Genomic DNA, 18,356 nt, shown 5'->3' on the forward strand with positions numbered 1-18,356 from the left:
GTGTTGGGGGCGGTTTTTATTATATACCGTGGGTCCCCTTTTGGCGGTCAATAACTTTTTTGGGGGTCGTTCCGTTTGGAACGACCGCAACTTTGGGGGCATCGCGTCGAACGCCGGGCTAGAGCACCGCCTGGGTCTGGGTCACCTTGGCGACGAGAGCGCCCGCGTCATCACGGATCTCGGTCTCCACGACGATGAAGCTCCGACCGGTGTGCAGCGGCGTCGCGGTGGCGGTCGCGTGACCCGACCGCAGGGCACGCACGAAGTTCGTCTTCGACTCCACGGTGGTCGTACCCTGCTTGCCCGCCGGGAGATTCAGGTACGCGCACACCGCGGCGGTGGCGTCGGCCAGCGCCATCAGCGCGCCGCCGTGCAGGGAACCGCCCAGCGTGCACAGGTTCTCGCGCCAAGGCAGCCGGCTGCGCACGAGTTCCGGGCCGCAGTCGAGAACCTGCACGCCGAGACCCTCGGTGAACGGCATGGTGGCGAACAACTGGGGGCCGATCGGGTCGGCGGAGATGTCGGTCATGGAATCGACTGTGCCCGGCGCGGCGGCCGGAGTCGATTACCTCCGGGGTAAACGGCGGTGCCCCGCCGCGATCGGACACGGGTGCCCGGCCGGTGCGTCTGGAAGACTCGCCGGGTGCAGGTGAGTGTGCTCGGACCGGTTCGGGTCCATGCGGAGGACGGGACCCGGGTCGAGATCCCCGGCGTCCGGGTGCGAATGCTGGCGGCGCGATTGGCGCTGGAGTCGGGGCGCGACGTATCGGTCTCCGCGCTCGTCGACGGACTCTGGGGTGAGGAGCCGCCCGCCGAGGCGTCGGGCGCGCTGCAGGCGCTGGTGTCGCGGCTGCGCAAGGCCCTGCGTGATGTGGGCACCGTCGAATTCGGGCCCGGCGGCTACCGGCTGCCCGGGGTGAGCGTGGACGCCGATCAGTTCGAGGATCTGGTGCGGCGCGGACGGCAGGAACTGGCCGCGGGCCGCGGCGAACCGGCGGCCCGCCTGCTGGGCGAGGCGCTCGAGCTGTGGCGGGGGCCCGCCCTCGGTGACGTTCTGGACGCCCGCTTCGCGCAGGCCGCCGCGACCCGGCTCGACGATCTGCGAGCCGCCGCCCTCGAGGACCGCTTCGAGGCGGACCTGCGGGTGGGCCGCCATGCCGAGGTGCTCACCGACCTCGAGGTCGCGGCCTCCGACAATCCGCTCGGGGAACGGCTCGCCGCCCTGCGCATGCGGGCCCTGGCCGCGGCCGGACGGCAGTCCGACGCGCTGGCGGCCTACGAGGAGACCCGGGCCCGGCTCGACGAGGAACTGGGCATCGACCCGTCGGCGATCCTGCGCGAAACCCACCTGGCCCTGCTGCGCGGTGAACTCGAAAGCCTCTCCCCGCGAAGGGAAGCCGCGACCCGGAACCTCCCGGTCCGCCTCACCGGATTCGTCGGCCGCGAACCGGAGATCGCGGAAGTGGCCGGGCTGCTGGCGGATTCACGGCTGGTCACCATCGTGGGACCCGGCGGCGCGGGCAAGACCCGCCTCGCGCTCGAGGCCATGGACCGCCACGACACCGGCGCGGTGTTCTTCGTCCCGCTGGCCGAACTGGGCGCACCCGACCAGCTCGCCGACGCCGTCGCGGGCGCACTCGACAGTGCTGCCGCCGAACGCCCCGACAAGGCCGGCCGACTGGCCGAACTCCTCGACATCGGGCCCGCGGTACTGGTGCTCGACAACTGCGAGCACGTCATCGCGGCCGCCGCCGGGCTCGCCGAGACACTGCTGGACCGGCTGCCGCAACTGCGGGTGCTCGCCACCAGCCGCGAACCCCTCGCCATCACCGGCGAGACGCTGTGCCACCTGGGTCCGCTCGACGTGCCCGCCGAGACCGCGGATTCCGCTGCGGCCCAACACTCCTCGTCGGTGCGGCTCTTCGTCGAACGCGCCGCCGCCATCCGTCCCGGCTTCGCGCTCGACGACGACACCGTCGCACCGGTGGTGGAGATCTGCCGCCGGCTCGACGGCCTCCCGCTGGCCCTGGAACTGGCCGCCGCGAAACTGCGCGCCATGAGCGTCGACCAGGTGGCCCGGCGGCTCGGCGACCGCTTCCGGCTGCTCACCTCCGGCAGCCGGACCGCCCTGCCCCGCCAGCGCACCCTGCTCGCCCTGGTCGAATGGAGCTGGGATCTTCTCGAAGAACCCGAAAGGATCCTGGCCCGAAGGCTTTCCGCGTTCCCCGGCGGCGCGACCGCGGAAGCCGTCGAGATCATCTGCGGCGACGAGGACCTCCCGGCCGCCGACCTGCTCTACCTCCTGGACGCGCTCGTCGAGAAGTCCCTCGTCACCGTCAGCTCCGACGATCCGCCGCGCTACCGCATGCTGGAGACCATCCGCGCCTACGCCGCCGACCGGCTCGCGTCCTCACCCGACCACCTCACCGAGCCGTTCACCGACTACTACCTGACCCTCGCCGAACAGGCCGAACCCCACCTGCGCGGCACCGAACAGCTCGCCGCCATCGCCCTTTTCGACGCCGAACACGCCAACCTGGCCGCCGCGTTGCGCACCGCGCTGGGCGAACCGGCGTCGCCGGAGATCGCGTCGCGACTGGTGCGCGCCCTGTTCTGGTACTGGGGGATCCGGGGGATGAGCACCCAGTTCGAGAGCTCGCTGACCGGAATCCTGGGCCTCGCGGACCAGTTGCCGGAATCGGCGCGCGCCGCGTTCCGGGTCATCGCCCTGATGGCGGGAGCCCCGCCCGCCGGAAGCTCGCTGTCGACGCTGATCGAGGAGTGCGTGGCAGCCGGTGGGCTGGAATTCCATCCCGCCGTTCCACTGTGGACCGCGTTGCTGGCCGCCCGCGCCGAGGACGAGAAACTCGCCGAACGTCAGCTGAAGCAGGCCATGACCTGGCCGGATCCGTGGGTGCGGGCCAGCGCCCAGTTCGCCCGCGACATCGCCCTGACCGGGAAGGGGCGGCTCTCGGAAGGAGTCGAGGCCCGGCGAGAAGCATTGCGGGGCTTCGAGATCGTCGGTGATCGCTGGGGCCTGGGCATGGCCCTGCTCGCGGACGGACGCGCCCACGCGGTGGCGGGCGAGCACGATCGGGCCCTCGCCGACTACGCCCGCGCGGTCACCCTGGCGTCCGAACTCGGGACCGAGGACGATATCGCCGCCGCCCGCACCGCCCTTGCCGAAGAGCGGATGCGCGGCGGCGAGCTCGCCGAGGCCGCCCGCGATATCGAGGCCGCGCAACGACTCGCCGCCGATCGGGGCCTGGCTCGGCTGAGCGCCGTGATGCTCTTCGCCAGTGCCGAATTGCACCGGCGCACAGGCGATCTCAACCTGTCCGGCCGCGATCTGGAGCGGGTCGAACAGCGGATTCGTCACCTGCCGTACCCGGAATCCATGGCGGCCAACCAGATAGCGGTCGCGCGGCTGCGGAATCACGTCTCGGGAGCGGACGTCGGGTCCGCCCGTGCGCTGCTCCCTCGGGTGATCGACGGCTCGTTCGTTCACGGCGACTCCGCCCTCACCGCGCACGCGCAGGCCCAGGCCGCAGAGCTTCTCGCGAAACTCCTTCTCCTGGAGAATGATCCCGCGGCGGCCGCCACGGCCCTCGGCCTCAGCGAGGTCATCCGCGGCGTCTTCGACCACGGAGAACCCGAGCTGACCACGCTCGTCGCCGCTCTCACCGAGCGTCTCGGTGCGGACGCGTACGACCGCGCGTATCGCCTCGGGGCCGATCTCTCCAGGCCGGAAGCCTTGGGCCGCTTGACGCGGGCGGCGGGCTGACCCGACGACAGCGCCGACCCGGAAAGGGCCGGCGCTGCCGATGCGTGCCGCTCAGGACAGTCTGCCGAACAGTCGCCCGGCCAGATCCACACCGATGATCTCCCCGTCGGCGTCCCGGCTGAAGAACCCGCGTTGACCCTCGAAGGACCCCGCGGTGATCACATAGTCGTCCCCGTCGCCCGGCAGGATGCCGAACGGGAACGGCGGGTGATCCTGCGGGATCTCCGCGCCCCCGGCGGCCCGGATCTCCGGCTTGACCTTGCAGTCCAGGTACAGCTGATCGCCTTCGGCGTAGCAGGTCATGGTCATGGCGTCGATGTCGTACACGCCGGACAGCTCCGGGACGCGGGTGGCGTCGAACGGCACCGGCTCCGGGTCCTGGTCGATCACGCCCAGGTAGTGCTCCAACGCCCAGCGGACGATGGCCTGGTTGGCGGGAATGCCGTCCGGGCTGGCATTGGAGAGCACCACGATCGCGAAATCGCGCTCCGGCACCAGCTGGAAGTCCGCGAACTGGCCGAAGCCGGAACCGCCGTGCCCGGCCATCCGCACCCCGTCCACATCGCGCAGCATCCAGCACAGGCCGAACGCGTCGGCCAGGGTGCTGTTGCGCAGCGTGACGGTCGGCTCCCGCATGGCGCGCAGCAGATCGGTGGGCAGCACGGTCTCGCCGTCCGCGCCGCGGCCGTCGCCGAGGTGGAATCGGCCCCAGCGCAACAGATCCGACACCGTGGTGCCGATGCCGCCGCCGGGATTGTTGGCGCGGGTGCCCTTCCAGACCCGCGCCACCTCGAGTGCCCCGTCCTCCTGGCGTTCGTGTCCGGCCGCGAAACGGCGGGTCATGATGTCGCCCGGGAAGTAGTGGCTCTCGGTCAGCCCGACCGGCGCGAAAACGGTGTCGGCGACGACCTTTTCGAACGGCTCCCCGGTCACGTTCTCGATGACGCGGCCCAGCAGATTGAAACCGGCCTGACTGTAGGACGCGCGCTCACCGGGCGCGCCGAGCAGCGGCAGCTCGGCCAGTGACGCCACGAACGCGGCCAGCCCGTCCACGCCCTCGCCGGTGTCGTTGATCAGGTTCCACTCGAACCCGGCGGTGTGGTTGAGCAGCTGCGCGACGGTGACGGTGGCGGCGGTGTGCTCGTCGAGCAGTTCGAGCTCGGGAACGTAGGTGCGGACCGGGGCGTCCAGGTCGACCCGTCCGTCGGCGACCAGGCGCAGCAGCGCGGTGGCGGTGAAGGTCTTGGACGTCGATCCGATCGCGAACACAGTGTGCTCGGTCACCGGAACCGGGTTCTCGGTGCTGGTCACGCCGACCGTGGCATGGATCTCACGGCCGCCTGTCCAGATACCGACGGCGATGCCCGGCAGGTCGTACCGCGCGGCCGTGGCCTCGACGAAGGCGGTCAGGGCGGCGTCGGAAGTAGTGGTCTGTGTCATGTCCATGACGATGCCGACCGGCGCTGACAGCGCACCGACAGTGCGCTGACAGCCGCTGACCGGGGTTCTCAGCCGCCACTCAGTTTCGAGCCAGCAATTACTTAGAGGGGATCGGCAATGTGATGCGCTGAGTAGTAACAAGCTGGAAAACACTGCCGAAGGAGAAAGCGTGCGTTCAACGAAGATCTGGGGCAGTGGAGTGCTCGCCTTGACCGCAACCGTCTTGCTACCAATGGCCGCGGGTACCGCGTGGGCCGACCCGGTCGCCTCGGTGGACTACGCCGGGGCCTCCGCCGACGGCTCCCGCATCGTCTCCAGCAAGCCCGTCGATGCGCGGAACCTCACGTTGCAGGTCTATTCGGCCGCCATGGACAAGAACATCCAGGTCGACGTGCAACGGGCCGCCGACACCTCGGGGCCCACCCCGGTGCTGTACCTGCTCAATGGCGCGGGCGGCGGCACCGACTCCGCGACCTGGCGGAAGCGGACCGACGTCCTGAACTTCCTGTCCGACAAAGACGTCAATGTGGTGCAGCCGGTCGGCGGCGCGTTCAGCTACTACACCGACTGGCGCGACCCGGATCCCACACTGGGCGTGAACAAGTGGCAGACGTTCCTCACCGAGGAGCTGCCCCCGCTCATCGACGCGGCCTTGAACGCCAACGGGCGCAATGCCATCGCGGGTCTGTCCATGGCGGGCACCTCGGTGTTGCAGCTGCCCATCGCCGCGCCGGGCCTGTACAGATCGGTGGCCGCCTACAGTGGTTGCGCCCAGATCAGCGACCCGCTCGGCTACAACTTCGTCAATATGGTCGTCGCCGCGGGCGGCGGTGACAGCAAGAACATGTACGGCCCCCAGGGCGATCCGGAATGGGCCGCCAATGATCCCTACCTGCACGCCGATCAGCTGCGCGGCCTGGACCTGTTCATCTCCAGCGGATCCGGCCTGCCGGGCGAATGGGACACCCTCGACGGCCCGCACACCCAGCCCGGCGCGGGCGGCCTGATCAACCAGCTCGCCATCGGCGGCGGGCTCGAGGCCGCCACCAACTACTGCACCCACAACCTGAAGGCCAAGCTCGACGGCCTCGGCATTCCGGCCACCTACGACTTCACGCCCACCGGCACCCACTCCTGGGGGTACTGGGAGGACGCGCTGAAGAAGTCGTGGCCGGTCCTGGCATCCGGTCTGGGCCTGCCCGCCTGATCGGAGACGACGAAACCGGCGCGCCGCTAGGGGAAGCGAGCCGGTTTCGTCGTGTCCGGGGGTGGTCGCGGGACGGCCACAGTGCGGTCACCGGGGGCGGAATCCGGCCCTGACCGGCGGCGCGGAATCGTACCCTCAGGCATAGTTCCATCGCCGAAGGAGACACCGTGCGATCGACAAATGCCCTGGTCAGCGCACTATCCGCCGTGGCCGCAACCCTCCTGCTCACGACCGCCGCGGTCACCGCCGCCGCCGAACCCGACACCGGCGACGGGCGCCTCCAGACGCTGTGGGTCCATTCCGACGCCATGGGCCGCGACATCCAGGTCGAAGTGCAGCGCGCCGCCGACACCTCGCAGCCCGTCCCCGTGCTCTACCTGCTCGGCGGCGCGGGCGGCGGCGTCGGCGCGGTGAACTGGCAGACCGCGACCGACGCGATGGACTTCCTCGCCGGCAAGAACGTCACCGTGGTGGCGCCGATCGGCGGCGACTACACCTACTACACCGACTGGCGCGCGCCCGATCCCGTTCTGGGCGTGAACAAATGGCGGACCTTCCTCACCCAGGAACTGCCGCCGGTCGTGGACCGGGAACTGAACGGCAACGGGCGCAACGCGATCGCGGGCCTGTCCATGGCGGGCACCTCGGTGCTGCAACTGGCCATCGCCGCACCCGGTCTGTATCGATCGGTCGCGTCCTACAGCGGCTGCGCCCAGATCAGTGACCCGCTGGGCCATCATTTCGTGCGCACCGTGGTGGAGAAGGGCGGCGGCGACCCGGCCAATATGTACGGGCCCGCGGGTGATCCCGAGTGGGCGGCCAATGATCCCTTCCTGCACGCCGATCAGCTGCGCGGCCTGAACCTGTTCATCTCCAGTGGATCCGGGGTACCGGGACAGTGGGATCTGCCAGGCGGCCCGCACACCCTGCCCGGCCTCGACGGCTGGTTCAACCAGGTGACCGTAGGCGGCAGCATCGAAGCGGCCACCGACTATTGCAGCCACCATCTCGCGGCGCGGCTCGAATGGCTCGGCATCCCCGCCACCTGCTACTTCACGCTCACCGGCACCCACTCGTGGGGCTACTGGCAGGAAGCGGTGAAGCAGTCGTGGCCGGTACTGGCGGCGGGCTTGGGACTGCCCGCCTGAAACCGCGCCCGATACGACGAAACCGGCTTGCTTCCCAGGGAAGCAAGCCGGTCTCCTCAGCCGATTACGCGGTCAGCTCGAAGTTCGGGTAGCCGTTGTCGCGCTCGTCGTCGCAGTAGCGGCGGTAGTTGCCGAAACCGCCGATGTAGGGCATGAACACGCGCTTCTTGCCCTCCACGTTCGCGCCCATGTACCAGGAGTTGGCCTTCACGAACAGCGTGCCCTCGGCGACCTCCAGCAGGTGATCGGTCCACTTGACCGCCGCCTCCGACCGCGCCGCCGCGGTGCGGATGCCGTTGGCGCGGCAGTGCTGCACCAGCGCCAGCACCCAGTCCAGCTGCTGCTCGGAGTGCAGCACCATGTTCGCCATCACCGACGGGGTGCCGACACTGTTGATGCTGAACATATTCGGGAAGCCGGGGATGCCGAAGCCCAGGTAGGTGACCGGGCCGTCGGCCCACAGGTCGCCCAGGCGGGCGTCGCCCGCGCCGTGCAGGTCGATGCGCAGCAGCGCGCCGGTCATGGCGTCGAAACCGGTGGCGTAGACCAGGGTGTCGAGCTCGATGAACTGGTCCGCGGTGCGGATACCGGTCGGGGTGACCTCCTCGATCGCCTCGCGACGCAGGTTCACCAGCGACACATTGGGCCGGTTGAACATCTCGTAGTAGCCCGAATCGGTGCAGATGCGCTTGGTGCCGATCGGGTGGTCGGAGGGGATCAGGTCGTCGGCGACGGCCTGATCGTCGACCTTGGCGCGGATCTTCGCGACCGCGAACTCGCGGACCAGCTCATTGGCGCGGATATCGCTGTTCTGATCCGGGAAGACCTTGTTGAACAGCACGCCGCCGCCGTTCCAACGGTCCTCCATGGCCGTGGCCCGATCCGCGGCGCTCATGTCCAGGGCCTTGGTCTCCAGCGAGGCGTGCGGGGTGGCCGCGCCCGCGTAGTACGACTTCTCGCGGCGCTGCCGGTAGGTGGCGCGGATATCGGTCTGCTCCTGCTCGGTCCAGGGGCGATTCGGGACCGGGACGCTGAAGTTGGCCGAACGCTGGAACACGGTGAGCGCCTGCGCCTCCCGCGCGATGATCGGCGACACCTGGATGCCCGACGAACCGGTGCCGATCACGCCGACCCGCTTGCCCTCGAAGGACACGCCCTGCTCGGGCCACTGCGCGGTGAACAGCTCCTCGCCGGCGAAGGATTCGATGCCGGGGATGTTCGGCTTGATCGGCGCGGACAGGCAGCCGGTCGCGAAAATCACGAACTGCGAACGGAATTCGTCGCCACGCTCGGTGCGCACCGTCCACACGGCGGCGGCGTCGTCGAAGCTCGCGCCGATCACGCGCTGGCCGAAGCGGTAGTGGCGCTTCAGCTCGAAGCGGTCGGCCACGTGATTGATGTAGTCGAGGATCTCCGGCTGCGCGGCGAACCGCTCGGTCCAGGTCCAGCTCTGCTGCAGGTCCTCGTCGAACGAGTACGAGTAGTCGACGCTCTCCACGTCACAGCGCGCGCCCGGATAGCGGTTCCAGAACCAGGTGCCGCCCACGCCCTCGCCGGCCTCCAGGCCGAGCACGTTCAATCCGGCCTTCGCCGCCTGGTGGACGCCGTACAGTCCGGCGAATCCGGCCCCGATGATGATGACATCGAATGGGCTGCCCTGCTCGGGATGCATGCGCGCGACCTCTCACTATTCGTCCGGCGATATTTCGAATAGGCATATCGTCGCGGCGAATGCGGGTACACGGCGATACCACGTCCCACTGACCAGGAGCGCAGGTCCGGGGGATGGTTACTCGTGGGAGGGTTCGCCGGTCACGACGTGATCGGCGTGATTGAGGCCCTCGCGGACCAGACGGGCCAGGTGGCCGTCGCGAATCCGGTAGATGATGCGTCGGCCCTCGCGGCGGGTGTCGACCATGCCCGTGAAGCGCAGCTTCGCCAGATGCTGGCTGACCGCGGTCCGGGACGCGCCGCAGGCCTCGGTGAGCGCGGAGACATCGGCCTCGGCGGCGGCCAGGATCCACAGGATGTGCAGGCGGGTCGGATCGGAGAGCATGCGGAAGGTCTCGGTGGCCACGTCCAGCCGGGCCTCGTCCGGTGCGACCGGATGGGTGAGGCTGGGAGTGGCGGCGGGCGGCGATTCGGCCTTGGTCACCTGATCACCTTCCTGCCGCGGGCACCGCCTCGATGTCGGCGGGGACGGACGCGGGCCAGACCCGCGCCGCGGTCGTCGCTGCCAGTGTAGCGAGCGCGGCCAGCACGATGGCCGTGGTCGGCAGACCCGCCAGCGCGCCCAGCTTGCCCGCGATCGGATAGGTCACCAGGAAGCAGGCGTGCGACAGCGAGAACTGGGCGGTGAAAACGGCTGTGCGATCGGAGAGTTGGGTCTGGGCGCGCAGCAGGCGGGCCGACGGGGTACTGATCATCGAGGTGCCCGCGCCGAGCAACAGCCAGGTCAGAGCCAGCACGACCGCGCCGGCGGTGCGGGGGAGCAGCGGCGGCAGGGACGCGGCGATCAGGCCCAGCGGCAGTAACGCGCTGCCGGTCAGCATGAATCGGCGGTCGGGGAGGATCGTCAGCAGTCGCGGGGTCGACAGGGCCACCGCCATCGATCCGAACCCGAAGCAGGCCAGCGCGAGTGCCACACCGGTATTGGAGCCGTCGAGCTGGTCGCGCACGTACACCACGGTGTTCACGATGACCAGCGACGAGGCCGCCGCCACCACCATGTTCAGGGCCAGCAGGCCGCGCAGCACCGGGCGGTTCATCATGATGCGCGCGCCCGCGGTGATGCGCTCCAGCAGCGGGGCCGAGTGGTCGGCCGGGTCCAGACGGGGGAGCCGGGTGGTCACCACCAGCAGCGCCGACGCCACGAAGCCGGCGGCGGTGCCGACGAACAGCGAGTGGTAGCTGATCACCGTCAACAGGGCGGCGGCCAGCATCGGGCTGAGCAGCGACTCCAGGTCGTAGGCCAGCCGCGACAGGGACAGGCCGTGCGTGTAGTCCTCCTCGTCGACCAGGATCGACGGGATCAGCGACTGGAAGGCCGGGGTGAAGGTCGCCGAGGCCGACTGCAGCAGCGCGATCAGCACGTAGATCTGCCAGGTGTGGGTGACGAACGGCAGCATGAGCGCGATTGCGGCCCGCACCGCGTCCGCCGACACCAGCACCAGGCGGCGCGGCAGCCGCGCGGTGAGCGCCGAGATCACCGGCGCCACAGCGACATACGCCACCATCTTGATGGCCAGCGCGGTCCCCAGCACCGCCCCCGCCTGGCCGCCCGCCACCTCGTAGGCGAGCAGGCCCAGCGCGACGGTCAGCAGGCCGGTACCGACCAGGGCGACGACCTGGGCGGTGAACAGCTTGCGGAACTGGGGGTGGCGCAGCACGACGAGCATGACGCCACTATAAGCCAATAGGTGCGCAGGTGTGCACATGATGTCGTATGGATGTTTCCGTACCCCGTCGCCGTGCGGGTGAGTGGGCGATTCGTCGCTATCCTCACTGTCATGGGGAGGAATCTCGCGGCCGGCGCCCTGGTCGCCGCCGCGACACTGGCACTGGCCGCCTGTGCCCGCCCCGACGCGCCCATGGCGGGCAACCTCGACCCGCAACCCAGTGCTCCCCGCGACATCGCGGCCACCGACCCGCCCGCCCCCGTCTCCGGGCTACAGCCGTGCGGCGATATCGGTTCCGCCGCAACGCCTCCCGACTGCTACCTGCAGTCACACGACAGCGCCGGACTCACCTTCGAGGTCCGCCACCACGGCCACGGGCAGCAGAGCGCGGTCACCGTCACGACGCTGGACCCCGAGGGCGTCACCCTCCAGACCCTGACCGAACCGGCCGTCGGCACTACCGAACCGCGCCTGCGCGACGTCGACAACGACGGGCGTGACGAGCTGATCATCCCGGTCATGGCCGCCACCGCCAATATCCGGTACGTCATCTACCACGCGGCGCCCGACGGCAAGCTTCAGCGCTCCGGCGAACTCGCCGGAATCGGCATCGACACCTCCGCCGCGGGCTACACCGTCATCACCGCGCGCGACTCCTACGAACTGTGGAACATCCAGTTCTGGACCTTCGACGCCGCCGTCCTGCACCCGCTCGTCACCGTCGAGGTCCACTTCCTCGACGACGGCACCGGTCACGTCGGCGGCAGCGAATGCACGGTCGTCGACACCGGCGGGTTGGCCCGCACGGGTCTCAGCCCCGACCAGGCCACGGCCCAATTCTGCGCGGAACCAACGGTTCTGCGGGTCAAGCGCTGACCGGCTTCGCGTACCGGCGGCGCAGCCACTCGGCATAGTCGAAAGACACTGCCTCGCCATCGGGGTCGAGGCACAGCGCGGCGTCGCGCACCCGCCGGATCGCCCGGCCGAGGGGCGGCACCGGGAAGGGCAGTAGGGCCTGGCCGAGGGTTCGGCGGCGGAGTTCGGCGAGCTCGGCCAGGGTCTGCACGACCGGGCCGCCGACATCGCGGACCCGGCCCGACGGCCTGGCCTCCACCGCGTCGGCGAGCCGGCCCGCCACCGCGGTCACGTCGACCGGCTGGAAACGCATGGCGCTGTGCGGCGCGATCCGGAACTTGGCGCCGCCGCCCAGCAGTTCGTCGATGAGCTCGTGGAACTGGGTGGCGCGCAACAGGCTCCACGGGATCGGGCCCTGCGTGACGGCCCGCTCCTGGGCGACCTTCGTCCGGTAGTAGGCGAACGGGACCCGCTCGCAGCCGACGATGGAGATCTCCACGTGATGGCCGACCTTCGCGCGCTGCTCGGCGGCCAGCAGGGCGCGCACGCCCTCGACCATGGTGCGGGCGCTGCGCGGGCCACGATGATTACCGGCGTCGACCACCGCGTAGACGCCCTCGAGCGCCGCGTCCAGGCCCGCTCCGGTCACCAGGTCGACCGCGTGATGCTCGGTCCCCGGCACCGGGTCGGCCGGTGCGGACCGGCTCAGCACCCGCACGGTGTGGCCCCGGGCCGCCAGCTCACGGACCACCGGCGCGCCGAGGGTTCCGGTACCGCCCACCACTGCTACCTGCATGTCGACTCCCCTTTCTCGATCTGCTCGTCTCGGACGCTAGAACCACAAGGGATGGTGCTCAACACGATTACCCACATTCGGTGCGCTGTCGCGGGGTGGTGCGCTTGGGTGCCGGGCTCAGATGTGCGCGCCCTTGGTGCGATTGCAGGCGCGGCACAGGATCTGCAGGTTGGCGGGGCTGGTCGCACCACCGCGGCTGATCGGGATGATGTGGTCGAATTCCAGGTAATGGGTGTCGCCGCACTCGACGCACTTGCCGCCGTCGCGCTGCCACACCACGGCCTTGACATCCGGTGGAACCGAACGGGTGTCGCGGCGACCGGGGGTGAGGGCCAGGCGTTTGGCCACTCGGAGCGCGCCCTCCATGGCGGCGGCCGCGTAGTCCGGATCGGCGAGCTCGAGAATCGCGCCGCCGCGCGCCGAGGTGGCCGAGATCTCGATCCGCCCGGCGGCGGGGGTCACCGAAACCACTCGGGCCCAGGGCATCTCGATGCCGGTGTCGGGGCCGGTGAAACGGAGTTTGCGGTTGCTGACGATCAGGCGGCCCTCGGTGCGTTTGGGGCCGCGGGCCAGCTGGCGGACGTGGACGGCGGGCAGGTTCAGGTGGACGCGCTCGTCGGGGTCCAGGTGCAGGCCGGTGGCGGGCTGGTGCGGGAGTTCCCCGGAGCGCAGCCGGGTGAGCAGGCGGGCGCGGTGCAGGCGGCGGCGCAGATCCTCCACCAGCGGGCCGGACAGGGACAGTTCGGCGGCGGTGTCGTCGAAGTCGTCGAGGGTGGACTGCTCGACCACGCCGTCGGCGAGGGCGAAGGCGACCACGCGTTCCAGATGCTCGGAGGCGGCCGGGCGCAACAGGTCCAGGGCCGCGGCCCGGTCGATGCGCTGGAACCGCAGATCCGACCACATCGACTCCCAGTCGCCGCCGGCGCGCAGGACCCGTTCGGCCCGGGGCCGCCAGTCGCGCAGGTATTCGGCTGTCTCCGTGCCGCATTCACGGCACAGCGGGGTCGCTCCGAACAGTCCCGCGGCCGCGCTCAGCAGGCCCCGGCGGGGTGCGCCGCAGCGTGGGCAGTGGCGGGCGTCCCGCACCGGGACCGGGCGGGTCGAGGCGGTCCAGGTGCCGCCGTCCCACCAGCGCAGGCGGGCCGGATCGCGCGGGTCCGGATGCCAGTCCGCCCGTTCGGGATCCGAGGGCGGCGGGGTGCGCCGCGGTGCGGCCTCGACGCCACGCGCGGGATCGATCCGGATGCCGAACTCGCGCACCAGCCCGGCCAGGCTGACTCCGGGGTCGGCCAGCGCGTGGAACTCCCACGTGCCGTCGGCGCGCGTGAACTCGCCCAGCACCAAAGCCGCCGCCGGCTGCGGCGCGTCCACCTCGTAGGAGACCGCCGGACTGTCGTGGTCGAACACGGTGAGCCGCAGCCCTTCGACCCCGGCGAAACCCCGGCCGGCATCCTCGGCGTCCGCGACCGCGCCGATGATCACGATCCCGGCCACCTCCGGCCCGGTTCGCGGGAGCGACACCGACAGCCGGGCGGTCCCCGCCGCGGGCTCGCGATCCAGTGTCACCGCCTGCGAGACGTGGCGGGGCGCGTCGAACCAGACGAAATCGCGGTCGGACCGGGCCCGGCCGTGCTCCGCCACCAGGACGGCCTGCGCCCGCACCGCATGCGACGACCGCCACGAAAGCACAACCGTCAGAAGCGATGTCGGAACCGTCGTTCGCTCACCCTTGGTCAGTTTCATCGTGGTGGCACTATGCCATGAGTCACCGACAAAAACGGCCACCGGCCACCGGGGAAACCGCACGCCCGCCCTTACGGCCGATCCGGAAATCGTGCGGCACAGTAGAGGGATGACCAACCCCAAGGGGAGCGACCAGCAGAACCCCGCCCCGCGCGGCAAGGGCGCCGGCTCGCGGGTGCCGACGGCCGGCGACATCCTGGCCGCCGCGCAGGCCGCCGTCGAGGCCGCCCAGAACGCCGCCGGGCTGGCCCTGGACTCGGCGCAGGTCACCGCCTCGACCGCGTTCGACACCGCGGTCCGGCTGCCGCCCGCCTCCATCCAGCTCGCGGCGCAGCTGCCCGACCTCATCCAGAGCCTCACCACCGCGGTCGAACGCCTCAACTCGACCATCGACCGGCTCGACCGCACCCTCGCCCTGGCCGAACCGGCCTTCATCGCCTACGACCGCGTCCTGACCCGGCTGGAGTCGGTCACGGCGCTCGGCGAGGACATCATCGAGCGACTCGACAAGCTGCCCGGCGTCTCCCTGTTGGGTCGCCTCACCGGCGGCCGCGACAATCCGGAACCCGAACCGCCGCAGGACAAGTCCCGCCGCCGCAAGTGAGGTGACCGCGGCGGTCAGGACAGGGGGAGCGGAGCGCGCGGCGGGACGCCCAGGCCGGGCAGGGCGCGCAGCGCGGCCGCGGCCTTCCACACCATCTCGTGGTACTCGCCCTCGGGATCGGAATCCAGCACCACCGCGCCGCCCGCGCCGATCCGCCACCGGCCGTCGTAGCGGACCGCGCTGCGGATGACGATGTTCAGATCGGCCGTGCCGCCCAGGCCCAGGAAGCCGATCGTGCCCGAATAGACGCCGCGGGCCTCGGTTTCGAGGGCGTCGATGATCTCCAGGGTGCGCAGCTTCGGCGCGCCGGTCATGGAGCCGCCCGGAAAACAGGCGCGCAGGCAATCGACGACATCCAGCTCGGGGCGCAGCCTGCCGCGGACGGTCGAGACCAGTTGGTGCAGCGTCGTGTACGTCTCGACGGCCATCAGCTCGGGCACGTGCACCGAATCGACTTCGCAGACCCGGCCCAGGTCATTGCGGAGCAGGTCCACGATCATCAGGTTCTCGGCGCGGGTCTTCGGGTCGCGGGCCAGGTCCGCGGCGATCTCCGCGTCCTCGGCGGGTGTGTGGCCGCGCTTCGCGGTGCCCTTGATCGGCTTGCTCTCCACGGTCCGGCACCGGTCCACCTTGAGGAAGCGCTCGGGGGAGGAGCAGGCGACCTCCAGGTCCGCGAAGCGCAGGAAGGCCGCGTACGGGGCCGGATTGCAGCGGCGCAGTGTGCGATACACGGTCAGGCCGTCGGCTTCGCCCGGCGGATACGCGCTGTCGGTGATGCAGATTTCGTACGACTCGCCCGCGTGCAACTGCTCCTGGCAGGCGGCGACATCGGCCAGATAGCGGGCGCGGCCCCGGGTCAGCAGCGGCGCGACCGTCGCCTCCTCGGCGCGCAGCTCCAGCAGCGGCGGATTCTCCCATGTCGGAAGGGTTTCCACGACGGCGCGGGTGGCGGCGAGCCAGTCCCGGGCGGCGGCGGTGTTCTCGGGTTCGGCGAGGGCCAGCAGGTGGGTGCGGCCCGCTTCGTGGTCCACCACGATCAGGCGGTCGGCGAAGATCCACTGGGCGTCGGGGGTGGGGGAGCGGTGCGGCGCGGCGGCCCCACAGTCGGCCTTCATCTCGTACCCGAGGTAGCCGACGTAGCCGCCCGCGAAATCGAAAGGCACGTCCGGGAAGTCGATCCGGCGGCGGCGCAGCTCGGTCGACAGGTAGTCGAGCACGCTGCCCGGGACCGTGCGTCTCCCGGCCGCGGACTCGACGTCCACGTGGCCGCTGCCCACCCGGTAGCCGACCACCTCGGCCAGCGGGCCCGACGCGTCACCCAGGAACGAGAAGCGGTCCAGGCCCGGCTCCACGTGTTCGCTGTCGAGCCAGAAGGCATGGCGGGAATCGGCGTAGAGGGCGTCGAAGACGGCCTCGGCGTCGACCGCGCGCTCCACGACGGTCCGCTCGACGAGGTAGTGAACGGATGCGTCGACCGGGCGCGCGGGCTCGGCCTCGATCGCACTGTGCGCCAGGGGCGTTCGCTCGGACGGCAGGGAGACGCCCTGTCCCCGATGGTATTCGGCGGTCAGCGTGGCGAAATTGCGCAGCAGCTGTTCACCCCGCTCGCTGGAGACGGACTCCGGATGGAACTGCACGCCCCACTGCGGGCGGGTGCGGTGGCGCACGCCCATGATGACGCCATCGGGGGCGGTGGCCGTGACCTCCAGGGCCGCCGGGACCGGCTGCGCGGCACACAACGAGTGATAGCGCACTGCCGAGAACCCCTGCGGCACATCGGCGAACAGCCCGCGCCGGTCATGGCTGATCAGATCCGGATACCCGTGCCGTGCCTGCGGCGCGGTGACCACCTCACCGCCCGCCGCGATCACGATGCCCTGATGGCCCAGGCATACGCCCAGCAAAGGGAGCTCGGACTCGGCGATGAGTGCCGCCGAGATGCCGAAATCGCGGGGGACATCCGGCCTGCCCGGACCGGGGGAGATGACGATGTTGTCGAATCGTTCGAGCCCGAGCTCGTCGATCGACCGCACCTCGTCATTGCGCACGACCACGGGTTCGCCCCCGTTCACCCGGCTGATCAGCTGATACAGGTTGTAGGTGAACGAGTCGTAGTTATCGATCAACAGCGTGCGCATTTGACCCAGCACATTACGCCTGCCGTGTCGAAACACCGTGCTCCGACCTGCGTGAACGAGTCGACCGCCACTACTGCTGGCACACGCCTTCAGTTTGTCCGGGCGACTACGGCACAATGGTCGGCATGTCTGTTGCGCAGCCGTCCGAAGTGGATCGTGACGTCGTCGATTTCGCCATCGTCGGAAAGTGGATGGAGGAGCAGGGCTTGCCCGGCGGCGAGTTCGAGGAGGTGAAGCCGCTCGGCGGCGGCACCCAGAACATCATGCTGCGCTTCCGGCGCGGGGGCCGCGACTACGTGCTGCGGCGTGGGCCCAAGCATCTGCGCACCGCCAGCAACACCGTCATCCAGCGCGAATCCCGCATCCTCGGCGCCCTCGGGGACACCGAGATCCGCGCCCCCAAGGTGATCGCCGCCTGCCCCGACGAATCCGTGCTCGGCGCGTCGTTCTACCTGATGGAACCCATCACCGGCTTCAACCCGCAGAACGAACTGCCCGAACTGCACGCCGGCGATCCCGAGGTGCGGCGGCGGATGGGTCTGTCCGCGGTCGAGGCCATCGCCCGGCTCGGCTCCCTCGACCACGAAGCGCTCGGCCTGGCCGATTACGGCAAGCCCGAGGGCTTCCTGGAACGCCAGGTGCCGCGCTGGCTCAAGGAACTCGACTCCTACAGCGTCAACGAGGGCTACCCCGGCCCCGAGATTCCCGGCGTCGAGCAGGTCGGCGACTGGCTCGACCGCAACCGGCCGGTCCAGCCCAAGGCGGGCATCCTGCACGGCGACTGTCACCTCGCCAACATGATGTTCTCCTTCGACGGCCCCGACGTGGTGGCCATGGTCGACTGGGAGATGTCGACCATCGGCGATCCGCTGCTCGACCTCGGCTGGCAGATCGCCACCCGCCCCGAGCCCGGCACCACCGGCGCGGCCCTGATCGGCACCCTGGGCGCGGTCGGCGGCCTGCCCACCGCCGGGGAGATGATCGCCCACTACGGGCGGTTCTCCGATCGCGATCTGAGCCACGTCACCTGGTACACCGTGCTGGCCTGCTTCAAGCTCGGCATCGTCCTCGAGGGCACCCACGCGCGCGCCTTCGCGGGCAAGGCGCCCAAGCAGGTCGGCGACTTCCTGCACGCCATCACCCTCGAACTGTTCGACAAGGCGCACCAGCTGATGGAGTGACGGCACACCTGTCGCCATCTCGACGACGGCTGGCTGAATATTGGTGGCCGACAAACAAATGC

At 70.2% G+C, this 18,356-nt stretch carries 14 protein-coding genes; 6 read left to right on the forward strand and 8 right to left on the reverse strand.

Translation table 11 applies throughout. The annotated features are described in order from the left end of the window. Positions 1–118: 118 nt before the first annotated feature. A complete protein-coding gene (locus ABZ382_RS34850) occupies positions 119–529 on the reverse strand; it encodes a PaaI family thioesterase (protein WP_357098040.1) in 411 nt (136 codons plus the stop codon). Between the two features lie 114 nt (positions 530–643). Here ABZ382_RS34850 and ABZ382_RS34855 point away from each other — a divergent pair, with 114 nt between their 5' ends. Beyond that, entirely contained in the window at positions 644–3,784 is a 3,141-nt protein-coding gene (locus ABZ382_RS34855; protein ID WP_357098043.1) for a BTAD domain-containing putative transcriptional regulator, read from the forward strand. Positions 3,785–3,835: 51 nt separating this feature from the next. Here the strand turns inward: ABZ382_RS34855 and ABZ382_RS34860 are convergent, their stop codons facing one another. Further along, positions 3,836–5,224, reverse strand: coding sequence for a serine hydrolase domain-containing protein (locus ABZ382_RS34860; RefSeq protein WP_357098046.1), 1,389 nt, complete (start codon positions 5,222–5,224; stop codon positions 3,836–3,838). A gap of 232 nt (positions 5,225–5,456) precedes the next feature. Between ABZ382_RS34860 and ABZ382_RS34865 the strand changes: the two genes are divergently transcribed. Then, entirely contained in the window at positions 5,457–6,431 is a 975-nt protein-coding gene (locus ABZ382_RS34865; protein WP_357098197.1) for an alpha/beta hydrolase family protein, read from the forward strand. Positions 6,432–6,598: 167 nt separating this feature from the next. Continuing rightward, entirely contained in the window at positions 6,599–7,579 is a 981-nt protein-coding gene (locus ABZ382_RS34870; protein ID WP_357098049.1) for an alpha/beta hydrolase family protein, read from the forward strand. Between the two features lie 64 nt (positions 7,580–7,643). On the opposite strand, the gene ABZ382_RS34875 is transcribed toward ABZ382_RS34870, so the two are convergent. The 3 genes from ABZ382_RS34875 to ABZ382_RS34885 all read right to left on the reverse strand — a co-directional run bounded on the left by ABZ382_RS34875 (position 7,644) and on the right by ABZ382_RS34885 (position 10,977). Continuing rightward, complete coding sequence (locus ABZ382_RS34875; protein WP_357098052.1) at positions 7,644–9,251, reverse strand: NAD(P)/FAD-dependent oxidoreductase; 1,608 nt, start codon at positions 9,249–9,251, stop codon at positions 7,644–7,646. A gap of 117 nt (positions 9,252–9,368) precedes the next feature. Then, on the reverse strand, positions 9,369–9,734 hold the full coding sequence (locus ABZ382_RS34880) for a metalloregulator ArsR/SmtB family transcription factor (RefSeq protein WP_357098055.1): 366 nt from the start codon (positions 9,732–9,734) through the stop codon (positions 9,369–9,371). 4 nt (positions 9,735–9,738) lie between these two features. After that, the gene (locus ABZ382_RS34885; protein WP_357098058.1) at positions 9,739–10,977 is read right to left on the reverse strand and encodes an MFS transporter; all 1,239 of its coding nucleotides are present in this window, start codon (positions 10,975–10,977) and stop codon (positions 9,739–9,741) included. A gap of 111 nt (positions 10,978–11,088) precedes the next feature. On the opposite strand from ABZ382_RS34885, the gene ABZ382_RS34890 reads away from it, so the two are divergent. Further along, positions 11,089–11,853: a hypothetical protein gene (locus ABZ382_RS34890; protein WP_357098061.1), complete on the forward strand. Its 765-nt coding sequence runs from the start codon at positions 11,089–11,091 to the stop codon at positions 11,851–11,853. Here the strand turns inward: ABZ382_RS34890 and ABZ382_RS34895 are convergent. Both ABZ382_RS34895 and ABZ382_RS34900 read right to left on the reverse strand, forming a co-directional pair. Next, a complete protein-coding gene (locus ABZ382_RS34895; protein ID WP_357098064.1) occupies positions 11,843–12,628 on the reverse strand; it encodes an NAD(P)H-binding protein in 786 nt (261 codons plus the stop codon). The two genes, ABZ382_RS34890 and ABZ382_RS34895, sit on opposite strands and share 11 nt — an antisense overlap. 117 nt (positions 12,629–12,745) lie before the next feature. Next, positions 12,746–14,371, reverse strand: coding sequence for a TerD family protein (locus ABZ382_RS34900; RefSeq protein WP_357098067.1), 1,626 nt, complete (start codon positions 14,369–14,371; stop codon positions 12,746–12,748). Positions 14,372–14,480: 109 nt separating this feature from the next. Here ABZ382_RS34900 and ABZ382_RS34905 point away from each other — a divergent pair, with 109 nt between their 5' ends. Continuing rightward, positions 14,481–14,975 carry a hypothetical protein gene (locus tag ABZ382_RS34905; protein WP_357098070.1) on the forward strand — a complete coding sequence of 165 codons (495 nt, stop codon included), beginning with the start codon at positions 14,481–14,483 and terminating at the stop codon, positions 14,973–14,975. Positions 14,976–14,989: 14 nt separating this feature from the next. On the opposite strand, the gene pabB is transcribed toward ABZ382_RS34905, so the two are convergent. Next, positions 14,990–17,113, reverse strand: coding sequence for an aminodeoxychorismate synthase (gene pabB, locus ABZ382_RS34910; protein WP_357098073.1), 2,124 nt, complete (start codon positions 17,111–17,113; stop codon positions 14,990–14,992). Between the two features lie 116 nt (positions 17,114–17,229). Between pabB and ABZ382_RS34915 the strand changes: the two genes are divergently transcribed. Then, entirely contained in the window at positions 17,230–18,294 is a 1,065-nt protein-coding gene (locus tag ABZ382_RS34915) for a phosphotransferase family protein (RefSeq protein WP_357098076.1), read from the forward strand. The last annotated feature ends 62 nt before the right edge of the window (positions 18,295–18,356 follow it).

This window comes from Nocardia sp. NPDC005825 (assembly GCF_040630175.1).
Lineage (GTDB): Bacteria > Actinomycetota > Actinomycetes > Mycobacteriales > Mycobacteriaceae > Nocardia.